General features: G+C 45.9%; 13 protein-coding genes and 1 pseudogene. 13 read left to right on the top strand and 1 reads right to left on the bottom strand.

Translation table 11 applies throughout. The features are described 5' to 3' along the window. The first annotated feature begins 37 nt into the window (after nucleotides 1–37). The 11 genes and pseudogenes from NQ518_RS11610 (at nucleotide 38) to ispF (ending at nucleotide 16,001) form a co-directional block, all read left to right on the top strand. Entirely contained in the window at nucleotides 38–2,170 is a 2,133-nt protein-coding gene (locus NQ518_RS11610; RefSeq protein ID WP_227961761.1) for a glycoside hydrolase family 97 protein, read from the top strand. A gap of 32 nt (nucleotides 2,171–2,202) precedes the next feature. Then, complete coding sequence (pulA, locus tag NQ518_RS11605) at nucleotides 2,203–4,164, top strand: type I pullulanase (protein WP_374211118.1); 1,962 nt, start codon at nucleotides 2,203–2,205, stop codon at nucleotides 4,162–4,164. A 12-nt stretch (nucleotides 4,165–4,176) separates the two neighbouring features. Further along, nucleotides 4,177–6,096, top strand: coding sequence for a glycoside hydrolase family 13 protein (locus tag NQ518_RS11600; RefSeq protein WP_227961763.1), 1,920 nt, complete (start codon nucleotides 4,177–4,179; stop codon nucleotides 6,094–6,096). Nucleotides 6,097–7,091: 995 nt separating this feature from the next. After that, nucleotides 7,092–7,553, top strand: coding sequence for a 50S ribosomal protein L13 (gene rplM, locus NQ518_RS11595; protein ID WP_004347914.1), 462 nt, complete (start codon nucleotides 7,092–7,094; stop codon nucleotides 7,551–7,553). A 9-nt stretch (nucleotides 7,554–7,562) separates the two neighbouring features. Beyond that, the gene (rpsI, locus tag NQ518_RS11590; RefSeq protein WP_004347912.1) at nucleotides 7,563–7,949 is read left to right on the top strand and encodes a 30S ribosomal protein S9; all 387 of its coding nucleotides are present in this window, start codon (nucleotides 7,563–7,565) and stop codon (nucleotides 7,947–7,949) included. Between the two features lie 269 nt (nucleotides 7,950–8,218). Further along, on the top strand, nucleotides 8,219–9,109 hold the full coding sequence (gene rpsB, locus NQ518_RS11585; protein ID WP_004347911.1) for a 30S ribosomal protein S2: 891 nt from the start codon (nucleotides 8,219–8,221) through the stop codon (nucleotides 9,107–9,109). Between the two features lie 126 nt (nucleotides 9,110–9,235). Then, a complete protein-coding gene (gene tsf, locus NQ518_RS11580) occupies nucleotides 9,236–10,228 on the top strand; it encodes a translation elongation factor Ts (RefSeq protein ID WP_227961765.1) in 993 nt (330 codons plus the stop codon). A gap of 169 nt (nucleotides 10,229–10,397) precedes the next feature. Beyond that, nucleotides 10,398–11,015: a fumarylacetoacetate hydrolase family protein gene (locus tag NQ518_RS11575; protein WP_227961767.1), complete on the top strand. Its 618-nt coding sequence runs from the start codon at nucleotides 10,398–10,400 to the stop codon at nucleotides 11,013–11,015. Between the two features lie 17 nt (nucleotides 11,016–11,032). Continuing rightward, nucleotides 11,033–14,078 (top strand): annotated as a pseudogene (gene porU, locus NQ518_RS11570) (type IX secretion system sortase PorU). A 48-nt stretch (nucleotides 14,079–14,126) separates the two neighbouring features. After that, entirely contained in the window at nucleotides 14,127–15,305 is a 1,179-nt protein-coding gene (gene porV / locus NQ518_RS11565) for a type IX secretion system outer membrane channel protein PorV (RefSeq protein ID WP_374211117.1), read from the top strand. Nucleotides 15,306–15,515: 210 nt separating this feature from the next. Next, nucleotides 15,516–16,001: a 2-C-methyl-D-erythritol 2,4-cyclodiphosphate synthase gene (gene ispF / locus NQ518_RS11560; protein ID WP_227206971.1), complete on the top strand. Its 486-nt coding sequence runs from the start codon at nucleotides 15,516–15,518 to the stop codon at nucleotides 15,999–16,001. 134 nt (nucleotides 16,002–16,135) lie between these two features. Here ispF and NQ518_RS11555 read toward each other — a convergent pair whose 3' ends face one another. Next, nucleotides 16,136–16,702: an RNA polymerase sigma-70 factor gene (locus tag NQ518_RS11555; RefSeq protein ID WP_227961769.1), complete on the bottom strand. Its 567-nt coding sequence runs from the start codon at nucleotides 16,700–16,702 to the stop codon at nucleotides 16,136–16,138. Between the two features lie 739 nt (nucleotides 16,703–17,441). Between NQ518_RS11555 and NQ518_RS11550 the strand changes: the two genes are divergently transcribed. Then, the gene (locus NQ518_RS11550; protein ID WP_227961771.1) at nucleotides 17,442–18,464 is read left to right on the top strand and encodes a FecR family protein; all 1,023 of its coding nucleotides are present in this window, start codon (nucleotides 17,442–17,444) and stop codon (nucleotides 18,462–18,464) included. Nucleotides 18,465–18,613: 149 nt separating this feature from the next. Continuing rightward, nucleotides 18,614–21,907 (top strand): SusC/RagA family TonB-linked outer membrane protein, encoded by a 3,294-nt coding sequence (locus NQ518_RS11545; RefSeq protein ID WP_227961772.1) that lies wholly within the window; start codon nucleotides 18,614–18,616, stop codon nucleotides 21,905–21,907.

Raw genomic sequence — 21,907 nt, 5'->3', positions numbered from 1 at the left:
TTTGCGCCCTTGTGGCATACCTTTCAACCACAACATCATGAAGAAAATCAATCTTATCCTTTTGTTTTTTATGCTGCCAATGGCAATGTTGGCACAAGTAGTCAAATCGCCCAATGGCAATGTATGCGTCAACTTCAGTCTGCAAGGCAATGGCGTACCCACCTATTCCATGACCTACAAAGGCAAAGCTGTGGTGAAACCGTCGCGCTTAGGCTTGGAACTCATGAAGGACAAGCACGCCTCCAAGGGGCTTCGGGAAACCGACTTAATGAATGGATTTACGGTTAAAGACACGCATACATCCACCTTTGACGAGACATGGAAGCCTGTTTGGGGGGAGACCGCAACCATCAGAAACCATTATAACGAACTGGCGGTAACGTTGCATCAAGCCGCTTCGCAACGCAACATCATTGTTCGGTTTCGTGTTTACGACGAGGGAATGGGGTTGCGCTATGAATTTCCGCAGCAAGACAGCTTGACCTATTTCCTCATTAAGGAAGAACATACGCAGTTTGTCATGGCTGGCGACCATACGGCATGGTGGATTCCGGGCGACTATGATACGCAAGAGCAAAAGACACAGCAAAGCAAACTCTCCGAAATCAGGGGGCGTTTCCATGATGCAGTGAACTGGGGAAACTCGTCGGTGGCGGTATTCTCGCCAACAGGCGTGCAGACCTCGCTACAAATGAAAAGCCAAGATGGACTGTACATCAACATCCACGAGGCAGCTTGTGTGGACTATTCTACCATGCACCTCAACTTAGACGATAAGACCATGACCTTTGAAAGCTGGCTCACCCCAGACGCATACGGTGCCAAGGGGTGCATGCAAACCCCTTGTAAGAGTCCGTGGAGAACGGTAATGGTGAGCGATGACGCACGCGATATGTTGTCGAGCAACCTCATACTGAACCTCAACGAGCCGTGTAAGATAGAAGACACGAGTTGGATTCATCCCACAAAATACTGCGGTGTGTGGTGGGAAATGATTGTTGGCAAAAGCGCATGGAACTACACCGATGAGTTCCCGTCTATCAAACTCGACCAAATAGACTGGAGCAAAGCAAAGCCAAACGGACGCCATGCGGCTAACACAGACAAGGTGAAGCGATACATCGACTTCGCTGCCAAGAACGGATTAGACCAAGTATTGGTGGAGGGATGGAACGTAGGTTGGGAAGATTGGGCGAACCATTGGAAGCAAGACGTGTTCGACTTCGTTACGCCTTATCCCGATTTCGACCTGAAAGGACTCAACGAGTATGCTCAGTCAAAGGGTGTAAAACTCTTAATGCACCACGAGACATCATCCAGTGCGGTGAATTATGAACGACATTTGAAAAAAGCTTTCAATCTCATGAACCAATATGGATATGATGCCGTGAAGACAGGATACGTAGGTGACATCATTCCTCGTGGCGACCACCACTTCTCTCAATCCATGAACGACCATTATATGTATGTGGTGAAGCAAGCCGCCAAGCACCATATCATGGTGAATGCCCACGAAGCGACACGCCCAACGGGCTTATGCCGAACATGGCCTAACATGGTTGGCAACGAAAGTGCGAGGGGTGGAGAGTACGAAGCCTTTGGAGGAAACAATCCAGACCATACCACTATCTTGCCCTTTACTCGCTTACAGGGCGGTCCGATGGACTACACACCGGGTATTTTTGTAACGAAACTATCAGAATGGAGCGACAATACCAGCTTTGTACACTCCACCTTAGCAGGACAGTTGGCACTCTATGTCACCATGTACAGTCCGCTGCAAATGGCTGCCGACTTGCCCGAACACTACGAGAAGTACGATGATGCGTTCCAATTCATACGGGATGTGGCTGTTGACTGGGACGACAGCAAGTATTTGGAGGCTGAACCCGGCGACTATATCACCGTGGCTCGCAAGGCAAAAGGCACGGACAACTGGTTTATCGGGGGCAAATGCGACGAGAACGGACACAAGAGTGTCATCAAACTCGACTTTCTCGACAAGGGTAAGAAGTACAGATGCACGATTTATGCCGATGCTAAAAATGCCCATTACAACCACAATCCACAAGCTTATGTCATCACGCACAAAACCGTGAAGCGTGGAGACGTGTTGAAAATCAATCAAGCCAGCGGTGGCGGATTTGCCGTTTCGCTCATGGCGCAATAATAAACATCTGAAAACCTAAATGCCTGAAGAAAATGAAATTGAAAGTACTGTTTCTAACATTCTTCCTTTTAATCATGTGCGCATGGATGCGCGCGCAGTCACTCGATACAATGGCCATAGATTACACCAGCCACGTTGACTACACGTCATCAGAGACTACCTTTTTCCTGTGTGCCCCCGACAATGCACGGCATCGGCCTCTCATCAGACTCTATCGTGAGGGATTGGGCGGCAAGCCGGTGAAGACCACCAAGATGAAGCGAGAAGAGAATTTCGGGTGGATAGCAGATGTGAAGGGTGATTTGAAAGGCATGTTCTATACCTTCGACGTGGTGGGAACAAAGAAGCAACCCGTGGAAATGCCGGGGATGTTTGCCCGTGCCGTAGGCGTGAACGGCAAACGGGGAGCTATCATAGACATGAAGACCACCAATCCCGTGGGCTGGGAACACGATGTCAGGCCAGCATTGGCGTCGCCTGCAGACCTCGTCATCTATGAAATGCACCACAGGGACTTTTCCATTGATGCGTCGTCCGGACTAAAACATAAGGGAAAATACTTGGCACTCACCGAGCCTAAAGCCATCGAACACTTGGTGTCGCTGGGTGTCAACGCCGTACACATCCTCCCCTCCTACGATTATGCCTCGGTGGATGAGACAAAACTCGACCAGCCTCAGTACAATTGGGGCTACGACCCACTGAACTACAATGTGCCCGAAGGCTCGTATGCCACGGATCCCTACAAGCCCGAAGTGCGCATCAGGGAATTCAAGCAGATGGTGCAAGCACTGCACAAGGCGGGCATCCGCGTCATTCTCGACGTGGTGTATAACCATACGTTCGACATCGACGGCAGCAATTTCCAACGCACCTTTCCCGATTATTTCTATCGCAAGAATGCCGACGGCACCTATTCTGACGGTTCTGGCTGCGGCAACGAGACTGCCTCGGAAAAGCCGTTGATGCGCGAATTCATGATTGAAAGCATGAAATACTGGGCTACGGAATATCACATTGATGGCTTCCGCGTGGATTTGATGGGTGTGCACGACATAGAAACGATGAACCTCATACGCGAGGAAATGGACAGGATAGATCCATCAATATATATCTATGGTGAGGGATGGAGTGCAGGAACGTGTGCCTATCCTACGGAAAAGTTGGCACTCAAGGCCAACGTTAAACAGATGCCACGCATCGGTGCTTTCAGCGATGAACTGCGCGATGCACTCCGCGGCCCGTTCTCGGACGACAGCAAGGGGGCGTTTCTCGCCGGCATCGCAGGGCTGGAAGAAAGCATTAAGTTTGGCATCGCCGGCGCAATAGCACACCCACAGGTAGACATGACCAAGGTGAACTATGCCCAAGAGGCGTGGGCCACAGAGCCGACACAGATGATCAGCTATGTGAGCTGCCACGACGACATGTGTCTGAACGACCGCCTGAAAGCCAGCATACCCAACCTCACAGTGGAGGAGCAGATACGCCTGAACCTCTTGGCGCAGACTGCGGTCTTCACATCGCAGGGCGTGCCTTTCATGCTCAGCGGCGAGGAGATGTTCAGAGATAAGAAAGGTGTGCACAACAGCTACAAGTCACCTGACAGTATCAATCGGTTGGATTGGGAAAATTTGCAGCGTTACCCGCAAGTGTTCAGCTATTACAAGGGACTCATTGCACTGCGAAAGCAATACCAGGCATTCCGCTTGGGCAATGCCGAGGCCGTTCGACAGTATCTCACCTTCCTCCCAACAGAACCTTGCTTGGTGGGTTATCGCTTGTTTGATGCCCCCACCAACAGTGATATCTACGTGCTGCTCAATGCCAACAAAACCGAGAAGCAGGTATCCTTACCCGCTGGAGCGTACAACGTACTGTGCTACGATGGGGTCATTGATGTCAACGGAACAGAGAAATTGATGCTCGACGAACATGCCGACAAGGCCATTGTCCCTGCCCAATCAGCCATGATTCTAAGAAAACAGCAGTAAAAAGAAAATAAGATGAAGAAGTTATTATTTGTCATTTCCCTTTTGACACAGACTTTTGCGACGTATGCCCAAATACAAATAAACCGCATTGACCCAACCAATTGGTTTGTTGGGATGAAGGATGCGAGTTTACAACTCATGGTGTACGGCAACGACTTGCACGGCACTCAAGTAACCACCCGTGACGCTGGCGTGCAAATAGACAGTGTGGTACAGATGCCCAACGCACATTATTTGTTGGCTTACCTCAACCTGAAGGACGCCAAGCCAGGCATCATCACGCTGTCGTTCACAAAGGGAAAGAAAACAAAAAAAGTGAAATACGAGCTGAAGCAGCGTGAGATGAGTGGCGACAAGCGCATGGGATTCACCAATGCCGACGTGCTGTACATGCTCATGCCCGACCGATTCGCCAACGGAGACACCAAGAACGACCAGATAAAAGGCATGAACAAATATGTTTGCGACCGCACGAAACCCAGTCTGAGACATGGGGGCGATTTGGAGGGCATTCGCAAAAACCTCGATTATTTCACGAATTTAGGGGTGACCGCTCTATGGTTCACGCCTGTACTGGAAAACAATTCGCCCGACACCAACGGCTTTAGTACCTATCATGGCTATGCCACGACAGATTATTATAAGGTAGACCCACGCTTTGGCACTAACGAGGAATATCGACAGCTCATTGACGAAGCTCACCAAAAAGGACTTAAAGTGGTGATGGACATGATTTTCAACCATTGCGGATTTGAACACCCATGGCTCAAAGAATTGCCCTCTGACGATTGGTTGAACGTGCCTGAATGGCTCGAGGAAGGCAAGAATACTGGCAAAGACGAGAAGACAGGCATGACAAATGGTACAAAAACCAACTCCAAGTATTTGCAGACCAGCTATAAACTCACGCCGGTACTCGACCCATACGCTTCGGAAATAGACCAGAAAGAAACCGTTGACGGATGGTTTGTACCCTCCATGCCCGACTTGAACCAACGCAATACGCACGTCATCAAGTACCTCATCCAAAACAGTATATGGTGGATTGAGACCGTAGGCATCGATGGCATCCGCATGGACACCTATCCTTATGCCGATCGTAAAGCCATGGCACTGTGGATGAAGACGCTCAACGAGGAGTATCCCAACTTCAATGTGGTGGGCGAAACATGGAATACAGAACCCGCTTATACTGCGGCTTGGCAAAAAGACTGTAAGCTGTCGGACATCAACAGCAACTTGAAAAGCGTCATGGATTTTAGTTTCTTTGAGAAAATCAACAAGGCGAAGAATGAAGAGACCGATGGCTGGTGGAATGGACTGAACAGGGTTTACAACTCACTGGTGTACGATTACCTATACGAAAATCCAAAAGATGTGATGGCTTTCATCGAGAATCACGACACCGACCGATTCTTAGGTAATGGACAAGATGTCGCCGCACTCAAACAAGCCTTAGCCCTTTTGCTCACCATGAATCGCACTCCGCAGCTATATTACGGCACCGAAGTGCTGATGAATGGCACCAAAGAGGTGACCGATGGGCATGTACGTCAGGATTTCCCTGGTGGTTTCCCGGGCGATGCACACACGGCATTCACGGCAGAAGGAAGGTCAAAGGCACAAAACGAAATGTTCAACTGGCTCAGCAAGCTGCTGCATTGGCGACAAGGCAATGAAGTAATTACCCAAGGCAAGCAGATTCAGTTCATTCCCCACCAAGGGGTGTACGTCTTAGCACGCCAATATCAAGGTAAAACAGTGCTGACTGTACTTAACGGAACATCGAAAGAAGCCCAGTTGGACGTGAAGCGATATGCCGAAGTCATCGGCAAATCAACTGCTGCTCATGACGTCATTACCGGTGAGAACGTGGACGTGAGCAAAGACATCAAGTTGTCTCCACGCCAAACGCTTGTCACTGAATTATAGGTAGAAAGGGAGTTAACAGGAGGTAACAGGGAGTTAAAAAGGAGTTAGCGGACATTAGTTCGACTGAGCATTATAAACGAATGCTTTTGAAGTCAAACAAAAAAACTATTGTCCGCCAACTCCTTTCTAACTCCTCGCCAACTTCTTCTTTAACTCCCCGCTAACTCCTGTTTACTCCCTGTTTACTCCCGACAACTCCCATCAACCTTCCGTCGCCCCCACCCTATGCTCTCGGAGCAAGATATCAAGAAGAAGCTTCCATAGGTTAAGCCGAGATATTTTTCTTTACAAACATACCTTTCATAATTTCATTATTTGACAACAGCAGATTGTTTGGCTTCAAATACACCAAGAATAAGACACATTTATATCTCATTATCACACAACTCGTTATAGCATTTCGGCTATAAATAGCAATCCTCTCATCAGTCTTGTTTTCTCAAAAGCATTGCTTTTACACGCTAATAGACATGCCTTTGCCATGCAATAGCATACGTATAGGGGTGATAAATGACGTCTTTTGGAGACTAATTTCGTCGTTTCGGGGGTTAAAAACACTTTTTTCAGGCTAAACAGCTCTTTGTTTTCATCCGCCAAGCCTATTGTTTTTCTCCAGAATGAAAATTCAGAAGGGTTGCTTTTGGGCCTTTTTTTGGTAAAAATAATTGAAGTTTTCTGTCTGTACCCCCTTCGTTTCACTTTATTCTTGGGTATTCTACCAATTTCTCCAATAAGACGATTTTAACCCAAGTGGATAGCGTTAATAAATCGTAATATAATTAATAAATTATAAAATAATAGCTGTTGAGAGAGTCTAATGTTGGCTATGTTTATAGATATGTGTATTTTTGCAGACCGATTATTTCGGGGATGAACTTAGAGTCCCCTGTGCGGATGTGTTAATAGTGGTGCTTTTGGCCGAGCATCACGGTTAGTGAATCGTTCGTACATGAGTGAAATAAAAACGTTTTTTAGTAGTAAAATTTAAATTTTTAATGGACACATTAAGTTACAAGACTATTTCCGTCAACAGGGAAACAGCTCAAAAAGAGTGGGTCGTAGTAGACGCAACCGACCAGATTGTTGGTCGCCTTTGCTCAAAGGTCGCTAAGTTGCTGCGTGGCAAGTACAAGCCAACTTTCACTCCTCATGTTGATTGTGGAGACAATGTCATCATCATCAATGCCGAGAAAATTAAGTTCTCTGGCAAGAAAGAAACAGACAAACTTTATACACGTTATACCGGTTATCCTGGTGGACAGCGTTTCAACACCCCTGCTGAGCTTCGTACTCGCAAGAATGGTGTTGACAAGATTGTTCGTCATGCCGTGAAAGGTATGCTGCCAAAGGGTCCGTTGGGACGTTCTTTGCTGAGCAACCTGTATGTATTCGAAGGCGCTGAGCACGACAAGGCTGCACAGAAGCCTAAGGCTATCGATATTAACCAGTATAAATAATAAGGAAAGATGGAAGTAATCAATGCAATAGGCCGCCGCAAGAGCGCCATCGCTCGCGTATACCTCACTGAAGGTACCGGCAAAATAACGATTAACAAAAAAGATATTGAAACCTATTTCCCATCAGCTATCTTGCGTTACGTGGTTAAACAGCCATTGGAAACACTTGAGGTTGAAGGAAAATATGACATCAAGGCCAACCTTGATGGTGGCGGATTCACAGGTCAGAGCCAGGCACTTCGCCTCGCCATTGCCCGTGCACTCGTCAAGTTGAATGCTGAAGATAAGAAGGTGTTGAAGGACAATGGATTCTTGACACGTGACAGCCGTGCTGTTGAGCGTAAGAAGCCAGGACAGCCCAAGGCCCGTCGTCGCTTCCAGTTCAGTAAGCGTTAATGAGGAGAGTAGTTGACAAGTTCACGAGTAGACAAGTTGACGAGGTGATACTTCTAAACTTGTAAACGATTAACTCGTACACTTACAAGCTATCCACTCGTAAACTTGTAAACTGTACACTTGTAAACTTGTAAACTTGTAAACTATCAACTCGTAAACTGATCACCCGTTTAGTATCTAAATCCTCGAGATTTCCCATGCGTGGCGAACTACTCGAAGATTGGTTCTAATCAACTAAAAAGAAAGTAAACAATTTAAAGAAAAGAAAAATGTCAAGAACAAATTTTGACCAATTATTGCAGGCAGGTAGCCACTTCGGACACCTCCGTCGCAAATGGAATCCAGCCATGGCTCCTTATATCTTCATGGAGCGCAATGGCATTCACATCATCGACCTGAACAAAACGGTTGCAAAGATAGACGAAGCAGCCGAAGCTTTGAAACAGATTGCGAAGTCTGGTAGGAAGGTTTTGTTTGTCGCTACTAAAAAACAAGCTAAGGACATCGTAGCCGAGAAGGCTGCATCTGTAAACATGCCATACGTGAACGAGCGTTGGGCTGGTGGTACACTCACCAACTTCCCAACCATTCGTAAGGCTGTGAAGAAAATGACAAACATCGACAAGTTGATGGCTGATGGCACATTCGAAAACATCTCCAAGCGTGAGTTGCTTCAGATTACACGCCAACGCGCCAAGTTGGAGAAGAACTTGGGTTCTATTGCCGACCTTACACGCTTGCCTTCTGCACTGTTCGTTGTAGACGTATGCAAGGAACACATCGCCGTGAAGGAAGCCAATCGCTTGGGCATCCCCGTGTTCGCTATCGTTGACACCAACTCAGATCCTAAGAACATCGACTTCGTGATTCCCGCAAATGATGATGCAAAAGATTCTGTAGAAGTAATCTTGACTGCTTGCTGCCAAGCCATCGCTGAGGGTTTGGAGGAGCGCAAGGCTGAAAAGGCTGATGAGAAGGCTGCTGCAGAGCAACAAGAGGAAGCTGCAGAGGCTAAGCCAAAGCGTGCTCGCAAAGCTCGCAAGCAGACCGAAGAGGCTGAGAAGGCTGAAGGAACAGAGGAAGTAGCTGAAAAGGCTGAGCCTGCAAAGGAAGAAAACAAGGAAGCTGAAGCTAAAGAAGAAGCTCCTGCTGCTGAATAATCATATTGAATAGAGAAGAACGAAGGGGGAAAGGTATGTTCTTTACATATCTGGTGGTCTCTTCATTCTTCTCTGTCATTTTTTATAAAAGAATAATATTAACCCAATAAATAAGATTTTTATATTATGGCTGTAACAATTGCTGATATACAAAAGCTTCGTAAAATGACCGGCGCTGGTTTGGCTGATTGCAAGAAAGCGTTGACCGAAGCTGCTGGTGACATGGACAAGGCTGTTGAGTTGGTTCGTGAACGCGGACTGGCTATCGCTGCCAAGCGTTCTGATCGTGAGACCTCAAACGGTTGTGTGCTTGTGAAAGTTGACAAAGACTTCGCTGCAATGATTGCTTTGAAGTGCGAAACCGACTTCGTGGCTAACGGCAAGGACTTCATCGAGTGTACACAAAACATCCTCGACGCTGCCGTTGCTGCTAAGGCCAAGACCATCGATGAAATCCTTACTTTGAAGCTCGCAGATGGAAAAGATGTTGCCACAACTGTTAAACTTCGTTCTGGTATCACAGGCGAGAAGATGGAGTTAGATGGCTATCGTTTCCTCGAAGGAGAAAATATCGAGGCATACAACCACATGAACAAAAACATCTTGTGCACGATGGTTCAGACCAACAAACCTGCTGAAGAGCAGGCTCACAACATCGCCATGCAGGTTGCTGCGATGAACCCTGTGGCCTTGAATGAAGAAAGTGTTTCGCAAGAAGTGAAAGATGCTGAGTACAAGGTGGCTGTAGAGAAGACCAAAGAAGAGCAGATTGAGAAGGCTGTCACAGCAGCATTGAAGAAAGCTGGCTTCAACTTGTATATCGCTGAGAGCGAGGAACACATGGAGGAAGGCCTCCGCAAGGGTGAGATTACCGCTGAGCAAGCAGAAGAGATTCGTAAGATTAAGGCTGAAACAGCAGCTGACAAGAAGGAGAATCTGCAAGAAAACATGATTCAGAATATAGCTAAAGGCCGTATGAACAAGTTCTTCAAGGAAAACTGCTTGTTGAACCAAGAATATATCCAGGACAGCAAAATCACTGTTTCTGAATATCTGAAACAGGCTGACAAGGATTTGGAAATCGTCGACTTCAAGCGTTTTAGCTTGCGTGCTGATTAAGAAATAGCTTCCAAGGAAGGAAGTTTTTTGACATAGAAAAGTCCGGTTGAATACCTCTCAATCGGGCTTTTTGCGTTTATCTTCGCTACTTATTCTAATTTGTAGTATCTTTGCAGCATACCCCAGTGTAGCTGGAGATGTTGGAGAATCAATAGAAAAAATCAAAGGGATGAAGATATTTGCCGTTGGAATGAATTACGCACAGCACAATAAAGAGCTGTTGGGAACGTTATCAAAACCAGAGAATCCTGTGATTTTCATGAAGCCTGACTCGGCTTTGCTCAAAGATCATAAGCCGTTCTTCATTCCCGATGACTTGGGGAGGATAGAATACGAGGCCGAAGTGGTCGTGCGGATCTGTCGATTAGGAAAGACTATCTCTGAGCGATTTGCCCATCGTTATTATGATGCTGTTACCTTAGGCATAGACTTCACCGCCCGTGAGCTGCAACAAAAATTACGCTTAGCAGGGCAGCCTTGGGAGCTATCCAAAGGATTTGATGGTGCGGCAGCCTTGGGTGACTGGGTAGATGTAGGCAAGTTTCGCGACGTGCAGACGCTCAATTACCATCTTGATATCAATGGAAAGACAGTGCTAGAAGGGTTCACGGGCGACATGTTGTATAAGATTGATGAGCTGATTGCTTATATCAGTCGGTATTTCACCTTGAAGACTGGCGATATCTTGTACACCGGTACACCTGCGGGAACGGGAGTGGTGAAGGTAAACGACCATTTGGAAGGGTATCTGGCAGACCGGAAAGTGCTTGAAATGAATTGTAAATAAACACAGAATTAGAACGCGTGTTGAGAGGAATCAAATTTCTTGTTATTAGTTTTTTGTCGCTTTTGTGCTTGAGTGTTTCTGCTCAAGAGCGTTTCTTTAACTTGACGGCAGCTGACGTGAAGATAGATTCACGGTTGCCTCATTTCTCCTATTCCTTTGCGCTGGGCGATCAATACGTTGACTCTTCCTATGCCGTTTCTATTCTCTACCCCGAATTCATAGACATGACGTCGGCCGATATTGCACGATACAGACAGCTTTCTGATGCGCCCTTGCTAGCTATGCCACCTATCCGACAGCGGTTGGCTTTGGATAGAAAGAAAGGTTCTTTGGAGGTAGACTTCTGCCCTTTGGTGTTTCGTGACGGCAAATATCAAATCTTGGTCAGCTTCATGCTGCGATTAGAAGCCCAGCCACGCAAACAATCGCTGCGACATGCCGCAGTTCAGACAAGAGCAGGCGGTACAAGTCGTTATGCGGCTCACTCGGTATTGGCATCAGGCAAGTGGGCAAAGATACGTGTACCCGCATCGGGCGTGTACCGATTGACGGATGACTTGATTCGTAAAGCCGGCTTTACAGATATTAATAAGGTGAATAATAGATCATGACAGTGGAAATGAGGCGGGTGCGGTGTATGAGATTGATAGAAAAGGCACGACTGATTCGGTCAAGATATCCACAAACTCCGGTGGTCCAATTCGCTTAGATTATATTTCTTTTACATGGCAGAAGCCTCTGCCGGCACCACAACTCAAAGGAACCTCCTTCCCTGTCCCTGAATATGTTTACAACATTACAAACCAAGACTTGCATGGAGATGGCTTCGCCGACATGGTCATCATCATTCCTACCAGTCAAAAACTTCGCACGCAGGCCGAACGTTTGAAGGCTTTCCACGAACAAAACGATGGCATGCGAGTACGCATCGTGCCGGCTGATGAACTTTACAACGAGTTCTCGAGCGGCACTCCTGATGCCAATGCCTACCGCAGATACCTCAAGATGTTGTACGATCGGGCACAAACCGAAGCTGACATGCCTAAATATCTGTTGCTGTTTGGCGATTGTGTCTGGGATAACCGAATGCTGACGGCCAACTGTCGCAACCTCAATCCTGACGATTACCTGCTTTGTTTTGAAAGCGAAAATTCGTTCAACGCCCTTCATTGCTATGTAGACGATGGCTTTTTTTGCGCTTTGGACGACGGAGAAGGTTTGAATACCAATTTCTCTGATAAGCAAGATGTCGCCGTGGGTCGTTTTCCTGTGAAGACAGAAGCCGAGGCCAAAGTGATGGTTGATAAAGTTATCAACTATGTGAAAAACCAAAATGGCGGCGCATGGCAAAACACTTTGGTGTTCATGGGCGATGATGGCGAGAACAATCTGCACATGGATGACATCAATGCCACGGCCGATACCATCTCAACACAATATCCCGGCTATTTGGTTAAGAAAATCATGTGGGATGCATACGTTCGCGAAACTTCGTCTACCGGACATGCCTACCCAGAGGTAACTCGACTGATTAAGCAGCAACAGGCGGCTGGAGCCCTCATCATGGATTACGGTGGACATGGGTCAGAAATACAGATTTCCCATGAAAAGGTATTGAATTTAAGTGATTTCCAGTCGTTCAATAATCCTAATCTTCCCTTGTGGGTCACTGCTTCGTGTGACATCATGCCTTTTGATGGCGTGGTTCCAACCATTGGTGAGGCAGCTGTACTCAATCCAAAGGGCGGCGCTTTGGCTTTCTTTGGCACAACTCGTACCGTTTGGGCTTATTACAACGCCCAGATCAACACCTCTTTCCTGCGGCATGTGTTGAGCAAGGACCGTGCTGGGAAACCGATTACGATAGGTGAAGCTCAACGCTTGGCCAAGAATGAGATGATTGATACCGGACGCGACTTGACCGACAACAAACTGCAATATTCATTGTTGGGCGATCCAGCCGTGGCACTTCATCAGCCCACCTTCAAGGTGGTTGTCGATTCTATCAATGGCTCGCCCGTGTCAATCGATGTCAAAACTTCTCTCAAGGCTGGCGGAATAGCTAAAGTGACGGGGCATGTAGAGCACGCTGCCGACTTCAATGGAACGGTAACTGTAACCGTTCGGGATAGTCAGGAAAAAATTGTTGGCCGAATGAACGATGCGGCTGACATCACCAGTCCATTTACCTATTACGATCGCACCAAGACATTGTTCAACGGATCTGGCAACGTTGTAGGCGGAAGGTTTACGTTGACCTTTGCCATTCCGCAAGACATTAATTACACGGATGGCACAGGACTAATGAATTTGTATGCCTTGAGTGATGATCATCAGTTGAAGGCGCACGGTACCAGCGAGGCGTTCACGATTGGTGGCACGGCCGATGTGGCCAACGATTCCATTGGGCCGTCTATTTACTGTTACCTCAACTCGCCGTCGTTCACCAATGGCGATAAGGTGAACAGCACGCCTTATTTCGTTGCGAAAATAACCGATGAGAACGGAATCAATAGCGCCGGAAGCGGCATTGGGCACGACTTGCAGTTGATTATCGATGGAGAAATGTCAAAAACGTATAACCTCAACGATCATTTCGTGTACGACTTTGGCAGTTATACCACCGGAACCACGCATTACAACATCCCCGAATTGGCTCCTGGTCCGCACAAGTTGCAATTCAGAGCATGGGATGTTCTGAACAATTCTTCGACCGCAGAACTGACATTCCATGTCGTCAAGGGCATGCAACCCAATCTGTTTTCGGTCGATTGCACGAACAATCCCGCACGCACCACTACGACCTTCATCATCAACCACGACAGGGTAGGCACACAGGTGGATGTGGAAATTGACGTGTTTGACATGAGTGGCCGCCAACTATGGAAGCATCAGGAACGTGGCGTGAGTACTAATGATGCTTATACTGTTGACTGGGACTTGATAGTTGATAGTGGGGCACGCTTGCAAACCGGCGTTTATCTCTATCGTGTGTTGCTCTCCTCTGAGGGCAGTCAGAAGGTTTCCAAAGCGAAGAAACTCATCGTGATAGGCAATAATTAACCATCCCGTGCGTTTTTAATCAATAACAGAAAAGAGTTACTGAACAGAATGAAAACATTTCCAAGAATATTTTGCATGTTGCTGTTTGTCTGCTTCGTCCTTTCATTGTCGGCACAAGACAAACGAAACATGTTTAATCCAGTCCACTCATCGGTCACCTCACAAATGATTGCACCCGATGCTCGCTCAGCCGGTATGGGTGATGTGGGTGCGGCTACCGACCCCGACGTGGTTTCGCAATATTGGAACCCAGCCAAATATCCCTTCACCATCAGTCGTGCCGGTGTGGCACTCAACTACACGCCATGGCTCCGACAGTTGGTCAACGACATCGATTTAGCCTATTTGGCAGGCTACTATCGCATTGGTGACTATAGTGCCGTGTCTGGTTCGCTGCGCTATTTCTCACTGGGCGAGGTGACAACCAATGTTGACAGAGATGGCAAAGGGGGTGGGATGACCATCAACCCATACGAAATGTCATTGGATGTAGCCTACTCGTTGATGTTGAGTGAGCGTTTTTCATTAGGCGCAGCCGTGCGTTGGATTTATTCTGACTTAACTTACGACTTTAAGGATGAAACCACTCCTGGCTCGGCTTTCGCCGCAGACATCTCGGCCTATTATCAAAATTATATCAACCTTGGGGAACGTGAAAGCCAGTTGGGCATCGGTCTCAACATCTCAAACATCGGTAGTAAGATAACTTTTGGTGGCAGCGACAACAGTGAGTTCATTCCCACCAACATGCGATTGGGTGCTTCTCTGATGATTCCCATCGATGAATATAACCGATTTACCTTGGCAGCCGATGCCAACAAATTGTTGGTACCCACCTACCCAAAACAGAATGAGGGCGAGAGTACGGAGGACTATCAGGAGCGTGTGCAGAAAGAATATTATGACGTGTCGAGCATCAGCGGCATCTTCAAAAGCTTCAGCGATGCCCCCAATGGTGCGAAAGAAGAGTTGCAGGAAATACAATGGAGCGTAGGTGCCGAGTATGTTTATCACGATCAGTTCGCCTTGCGGGCAGGCTATCATCATCAAGCGGAGAATAAAGGTAACCTAAAATACTTTACGGTGGGTGCCGGTTTCAAGATGAGTGTGTTCTCGTTGGATGCAGGTTACGTGATTGCCATGGCGAAGAGTAACCCGCTTGATCAGACCCTTCGCTTCTCATTGAACTTTGATATGGATGGGATTAAAGACTTGTTTAAGAGATAAACAGCCTCTCCCCCAACCCCTCCCCAAAGGGGAGGGGAGTGATTAGCAGGGCTATCAACTTGTAAACTAGTAATCTAGGAGCCTAGAAAATCTAGAACATCTAGGAAATCTAGGAAAACTAGATAAACTAGAAAAACTAGACAACTAGAAATCTAGATAACTTGTCAACTCGTAAACTCGTAAACTTGTCAACTAAAAAACTTCTACCTTATGTTTCCTATTTTTCGTGTTGGTTTTGGCTATGATGTCCACAAATTAGTGGAAGGGCGCGACCTTTGGCTCGGTGGCATCAAGATAGAGCATTCGATGGGACTGTTGGGACACAGCGATGCCGATGTCTTGATTCATGCCATTTGCGATGCTTTGCTTGGAGCAGCCAACATGCGTGACATCGGTTACCACTTCCCCGACACCTCTGATGAAACCCTCAACATGGACAGCAAGGTGATTTTGCAGAAAACCATGGCACTCATCGCCACCAAAGGGTATCGACTCGGTAATGTTGATGCCACCGTTTGTGCCGAACAGCCCAAGATTAATCCCCATATACCCGCCATGAAGAGTTGTTTGGCCAAGCTGATGCAAACCGATGAAGACAACATCTCCATCAAGGCTACCACCAGCGAGCGCATGGGTTTTGTGGGTCGTCAGGAGGGAATGGCTGCATACGCTACCGTGTTGATAGTGAAGGCATAAGCGTTGGCATCATTGGTCAACGCTTCTATGAGGCAAGTGGTTGTGCGGTTTAGCTGGGCTATGAGTGCTTGCAGTTCTTAGCAGCATCCATGAGCAAGGGCGTGCCTGATGGGGATGAACACCTTTGTTTCTCTTTACGAAACAAGGAAATGAAACACGACCGCCACCGTCACAACTCGCCTGATTTGCGCCAGTGCAGCCGAAATATGCGTTTCGACGGTGCGTTTACTGATGTGCAAGGCTTGTGCGATTTCCTGATTTGTCATGCCTTGCAATCGGCTCATGGTGAATACTCTGCGCCGCTGATCGGGCATTTTGCTGATAACATTTTCGAGAATCGCCTTGAGTTCTTCACTGAAAATCATTTCTTCCAAAGAATTTTCTTCGGGTATACCCGCCTCCGGGTAAGCTCTTAAATTGTGTTCATGCACTTTCTGTTTGAGGGCATTCAGTGTGCAGTTGCGTGCCATAGCGAACAAATAGGCATCCCAATTGTCAACAATACCTATTTTATCGCGTTGAATCCACAATTTAAGAAAGATATCCTGCGCAATGTCTTCAGCCTCATTTTCGTCTTTGATGATGGCATAAACGAAATTTCTCACCTTGGCATAATAACGTGTAAATAGCATATCGTATGCTTTTAAGCATTCGATATCCTGGGGGTTGGTTTGCCCTACCGTTATTATTTTCTTAGACATTGAAAGGTGATTATAAGTATTCTTTTGCGCAAATATACGATAAAAAACAACATCTTAAAAAATATTACATTGATTTTACAAACCCTTCGTGTTGAAAAGCAACTGCTTGGCCGGCGTGATGAGTTGCTGCCAAACGAGCCGTCGGTAATAGTGTAAATCTTCGTGTGTTGCCTAAATTCCGCATGAAAAGTTAATTTTTTATCACAAAAACATCCGTAAAAACGGGCAGTTCAAACTTTCAATCTAGAAAAAATTAATAGGCAAACGGCATGCAAAAAATGAGTTGAACGGGTAAGAAAATTCAACTTTTGGCGCAAAAGCAATGAGTTTTCTGCTCAACCTACATGACTTTGATGAGCAATCTACATGCACTAACCTGTAAAAAGCATGCAAATAACATCCTTAACGCAATGCTTTTGCCCTAAAAAGGTATGAAATGCAAGTCCAAAACGGCCGCAAAAATTCATAATATGTTGAGTAGTAGATCAATACAAAATTTACAAATGCTTGGCGAATTTGTGCCCCAATAAGCAACTGTTTACAAATACGCAAAATATGAAGAGGTTCTTTGTCAAAATAAAATCAAATGAGTTACTAGGATGATGTTCAGCTTTTATCTTCACAAGAAGCACCCTTTTGTGGTACCGAAAGGCTGTAGTTTATCGGCAAACAGATGTTTAACATCTTTTAACTGCGTGTGTTGACCGTTATTATTGTCTATTGAGTAAAACCCTAAATCATGAACAAGGAAACCGCATACAAAATCATTAGATATTTTTCAGATGGACTCATTCCGTCTCGCTATCGCCAACAAATGATGGCGTGGCTCATTGACGAGGCCGACAGAGAGGTGAAAAACGAAGCCTTGAAGCGCGTTTGGGATGAAACCGATGACGTGATGAATGCCGACGCCATGTCGCAATCGGTTCTGCGAAATCAAGCTCTTCGTTCTCATTACGGCCATCAGGAGCGTGCTCGCCAAATACGTTTGAAGGTATTGAAGTATGCGGCTGTTATCTTCTTACCCATTGCTTTATGTTTGGGTACGTGGCTGATGGCTTCTAACCAGATGGCTTCTCAAGCCATGCTCACCGAATGTCATGTGGAAAACGGGCAAACTAAAGTCTTGCGTTTGTCCGATGGAACCCAGGTACGCCTCAACGCAGGTTCTTCTTTGTTTTATCCCCAACGCTTTAATCGTTTTTTTTCTCGGCGTGATGTCTACTTAGACGGAGAGGCACATTTTGACGTTGCTAAAAATAGCAGTCAGCCTTTTATCGTACATGTGGGCAATTTGAAGGTAAAGGTACTGGGAACCCATTTTAACGTGAAGGCCTACCCTGCCGAAGAACTGGTTACCACAACCTTGGAACAAGGAAAGGTGAAAGTTTATGAAGACAAAATCGCCATGACGCTGTTGCCCAATGAACAGGCGGTGTACAATCGCATCAGTGGTAAAATGACGAAGCGTAGCGTGGACAGCGGGAAGTACAATCAATGGATGAACGGTAGATTGTTGTTCGACCAAACGCCTTTGAAAGTGATTATTGCTGATTTGCAGCGTCGATACAATGTCTGTATCAAGGCCACTCCGGCTGTTGATTTGTCACAGCAATTCACCATGGCTTTCAGGGCTGATGAAGGCATTGACGACGTGATGAAAGTGCTGACGACAATATCTGGAAACTTAGATTATATTCATCAACAACATACAATTACACTTAATGTGAAGAAAGGAGGACACAAAGCAGGCAATATGTAATAATAACATGTGAATATTGAGGCCGCATCGGGGTGATGGCATGAAGAGCAATCACGGATGCGCACGATTAAAGAATCTATATTAAAACTATCAATTTATTTTATTTACACAAAGTAATGAAACCTAAGGCTAAAAAAACACTGTTAACGATGATGCCATTCAGCAAAACTTTTTTGGTTGGCGCATTGTTATTTATTTCATCAGCAGGGTTCGCACAAAATCAAGTCATCAAGTTGCAGCAACGCAAAGCAACGCTGAAGACTCTGATTACTGCTATTGAAAAACAGACCAACAAATCAGTGGACTATGGACAAAATGTCATCAATTTGAAGAAGGTAGTCCAAGTAAGTTCTAACAAGATGAAGTTGTCCGATCTTTTACAAGAACTTTTCAAGGGCACCAATGTCGATTACACCATTACCGACCACCACATCTTGATTAGTGAGAAACCCAAAGCTAAAGTAAGCACTTCTGCGCAAGACCAGGCTACCATCAAGGTGACAGGACAAGTGACAGATGCGAATGGCGAATCGCTCCCAGGTGTTACGGTGAGAGTGAAGGGCAGCAAGACTGCAACTGCAACCGATATTGATGGAAACTATAGCCTCAATGTTCGTAGCAATGACATACTTGAATTCTCGTATGTTGGATTTGCTACTCGCGAATTCAAAGCTTCTGATATCACCTCTACTACCGTCTTAAACGAAAGTTCTAAACAACTGGGTGAAGTGGTAGTAACGGCTCTTGGTATCAAGCGCGAAGAGAAGGCTTTGAGCTACAATGTACAACAAGTAAAGAGTGAAGAACTGACTCGTAACAAGGATGCCAACTTTGTCAACTCGCTCAATGGTAAAGTGGCAGGTGTAAGCATTACCAAAAGTGCCAGTGGTGTGGGTGGTGCCACGCGTGTGGTTATGCGTGGTGCTAAATCTATTGAAGGCAGCAACAATGTGTTGTATGTAATAGATGGTATCCCCTTGTTCAACTTCAATGGAGGTTCAGATAGTGGTGTTTTAGGAGAGGGACGTGTCAGCAGTGAAGGCATTGCCGACTTTAATCCCGAAGATATTGAGAGTATCAACGTTTTGGCGGGTCCTTCTGCCGCTGCCTTGTATGGTAGTAATGCAGCGAATGGCGCTATCCTCATTACCACTAAAAAGGGTAAAGAAGGAAAAATGGAGATATCCTTCTCGTCAGCAGCCGATTTCAGCTCTCCCTTACTCATGCCTAAGTTCCAAAACACTTATGGCAACAAAGCAGGCTCTTACGAGAGCTGGGGTGAAAAGCTTGCAACGCCCAGTTCATACGACCCTGCAAAAGACTTCTTCCGCACAGGTACTAACTTTATCAACTCATTGACCCTAAACACAGGTAATGAGTATAATCAAACCTTTGCATCGGTAGCTTCAACTAATTCAAAGGGCATTGTGCCAAATAATACCTACGACCGATTGAACTTTACAGTTCGTAATTCTTCAAAACTCTTTGGTGGTAAGGTTCAATTAGACTTAGGCGCATCGTACATCAAGCAAAAAGACAACAATATGGTATCGCAAGGTGAGTATTGGAATCCTATTGTGGCTGCTTATCTGTTCCCACGTGGCGAGTCGTTTGATGCCATCAAAACGTTTGAGCGTTACGACAATACACGAAACTTCCCATTGCAGTATTGGCCAATATTAGATGGTAAATTTGCCAATCAAAACCCTTACTGGACAGCTTATCGTAATTTAGCTCCTGATGATAAAGACAGATATATGTTTAATGCAGGTCTCACTTATCACGTTTTAGATTGGTTGGATCTTGCTGGTCGTGTTCGTTTTGACAGAACTTTTATGACGAGCGAACGAAAGATTTATGCTTCTTCATACGATGTGTTTGCTAAGTCAAAGGGCGCATACGAATACTATAATTATAAAGATCATCAGACCTATGTTGACTTTATTGCCAGTATCAACAAACGTTTTGGCGATTTTAGCTTAGCTTCCAACATTGGTTACAGCTATTCAGATTATGGCTCACTCACCAGAGGCTATGGTGGTAACCTGACGTTGGTACCCAATAAGTTCTCTTTGACGAACATCGACCCTACCGATAGTAAGATTCGCGAGGAAGGTGGCGACAGCAAGGTGCGCAATGTGGCAGCCTTTGCCAGTGCTGAATTAGGCTACAAGAGCATGCTCTACCTTACTTTGACAGGCAGAAATGACTGGAATTCGCGCTTGGTTAATTCTTCCGAAGAGTCGTTCTTCTATCCATCGGTTGGTTTGTCAGGCATCATTTCTGAAATGGTAAAATTACCCAAAGCCATTTCTTACCTCAAAGTAAGAGGTTCGTTCACCGAAGTAGGTTCGCCAGTATCACGTTCGGGTATGACACCGGGAACCATCACAACACCTATTTTGGGCGGTAGTTTGAAATCAACCGACATTTATCCGTTTACCGATTATAAGGCAGAACGTACAAAGTCGTATGAGCTTGGTTTGACGGCACGCTTATTCAAAAAGCTATCCTTCGACTTCACTTGGTACAAATCGAACACCTACAACCAAACGTTTATCGGTGAATTGCCCGAAAGCTCTGGTTATAAAGCCGTATATCTACAAGCAGGAAATGTGGAGAACCGCGGTGTGGAGATGACCTTGGGTTATCACGACAACTTTGGCGAGTTGGGTTGGAACTCTTCGCTCACCTACTCGCACAACAACAACGAAATTATTGAGATGGTGAAGGATTATACTCACCCCATGAGTCCCAAACCTATTAACATTCCTCAAGTTTCCAAAGACAATGGTCGTGTTATCTTAAAGGTTGGAGGTTCTATCAACGATATCTACGCAAATAAGTTCTTGGCTAAAGATAATCAAGGCTTTATCAATGTCACCTCTTCAGGTGGCTTCAACGTAGAGAATGTAGAGCCCGTGTACCTCGGTAAGACCACACCAGATTTTACGATGGGTTGGAACAACTCATTTACTTATAAAGGTTTCGGACTAAGCTTCTTGATCAATGCACGTGTGGGTGGTGTTGTTACTTCTTCTACGCAAGCATTGCTCGATAAGTTTGGTGTGTCGCAAGCCTCTGCCGATGCACGTGATGCTGGTGGTGTGCTAATTCCAGAACAGGGGATGTTCGATGCCAAAAACTATTATAACTTGATAGGCACAGGCGAAACAGCCTTGGCTGGCTATTATACCTATAGTGCAACCAATGTTAGATTGCAAGAGTTAACTTTCAGTTACAAGTTTAATTCTCGTTGGTTCAATAATGTAGTGAAAGATTTAACACTCTCGTTTGTGGCTAACAATCCTTGGATGATTTATTGCAAGGCACCTTTCGATCCAGAGGTGACTCCTTCTACAGGAACTTATGGACAAGGAAACGATTACTTCATGCAGCCCAGTCTGAAGAGTTATGGATTTAGTGTAAAATTTAAATTCTAA

This window comes from Hoylesella buccalis ATCC 35310, from assembly GCF_025151385.1.
In the GTDB taxonomy this organism is placed as follows: Bacteria; Bacteroidota; Bacteroidia; order Bacteroidales; family Bacteroidaceae; genus Prevotella; species Prevotella buccalis.
The sequence above is the reverse complement of the archived record's forward strand: the minus strand, read 5'-3'. Positions and strand labels throughout refer to the sequence as shown.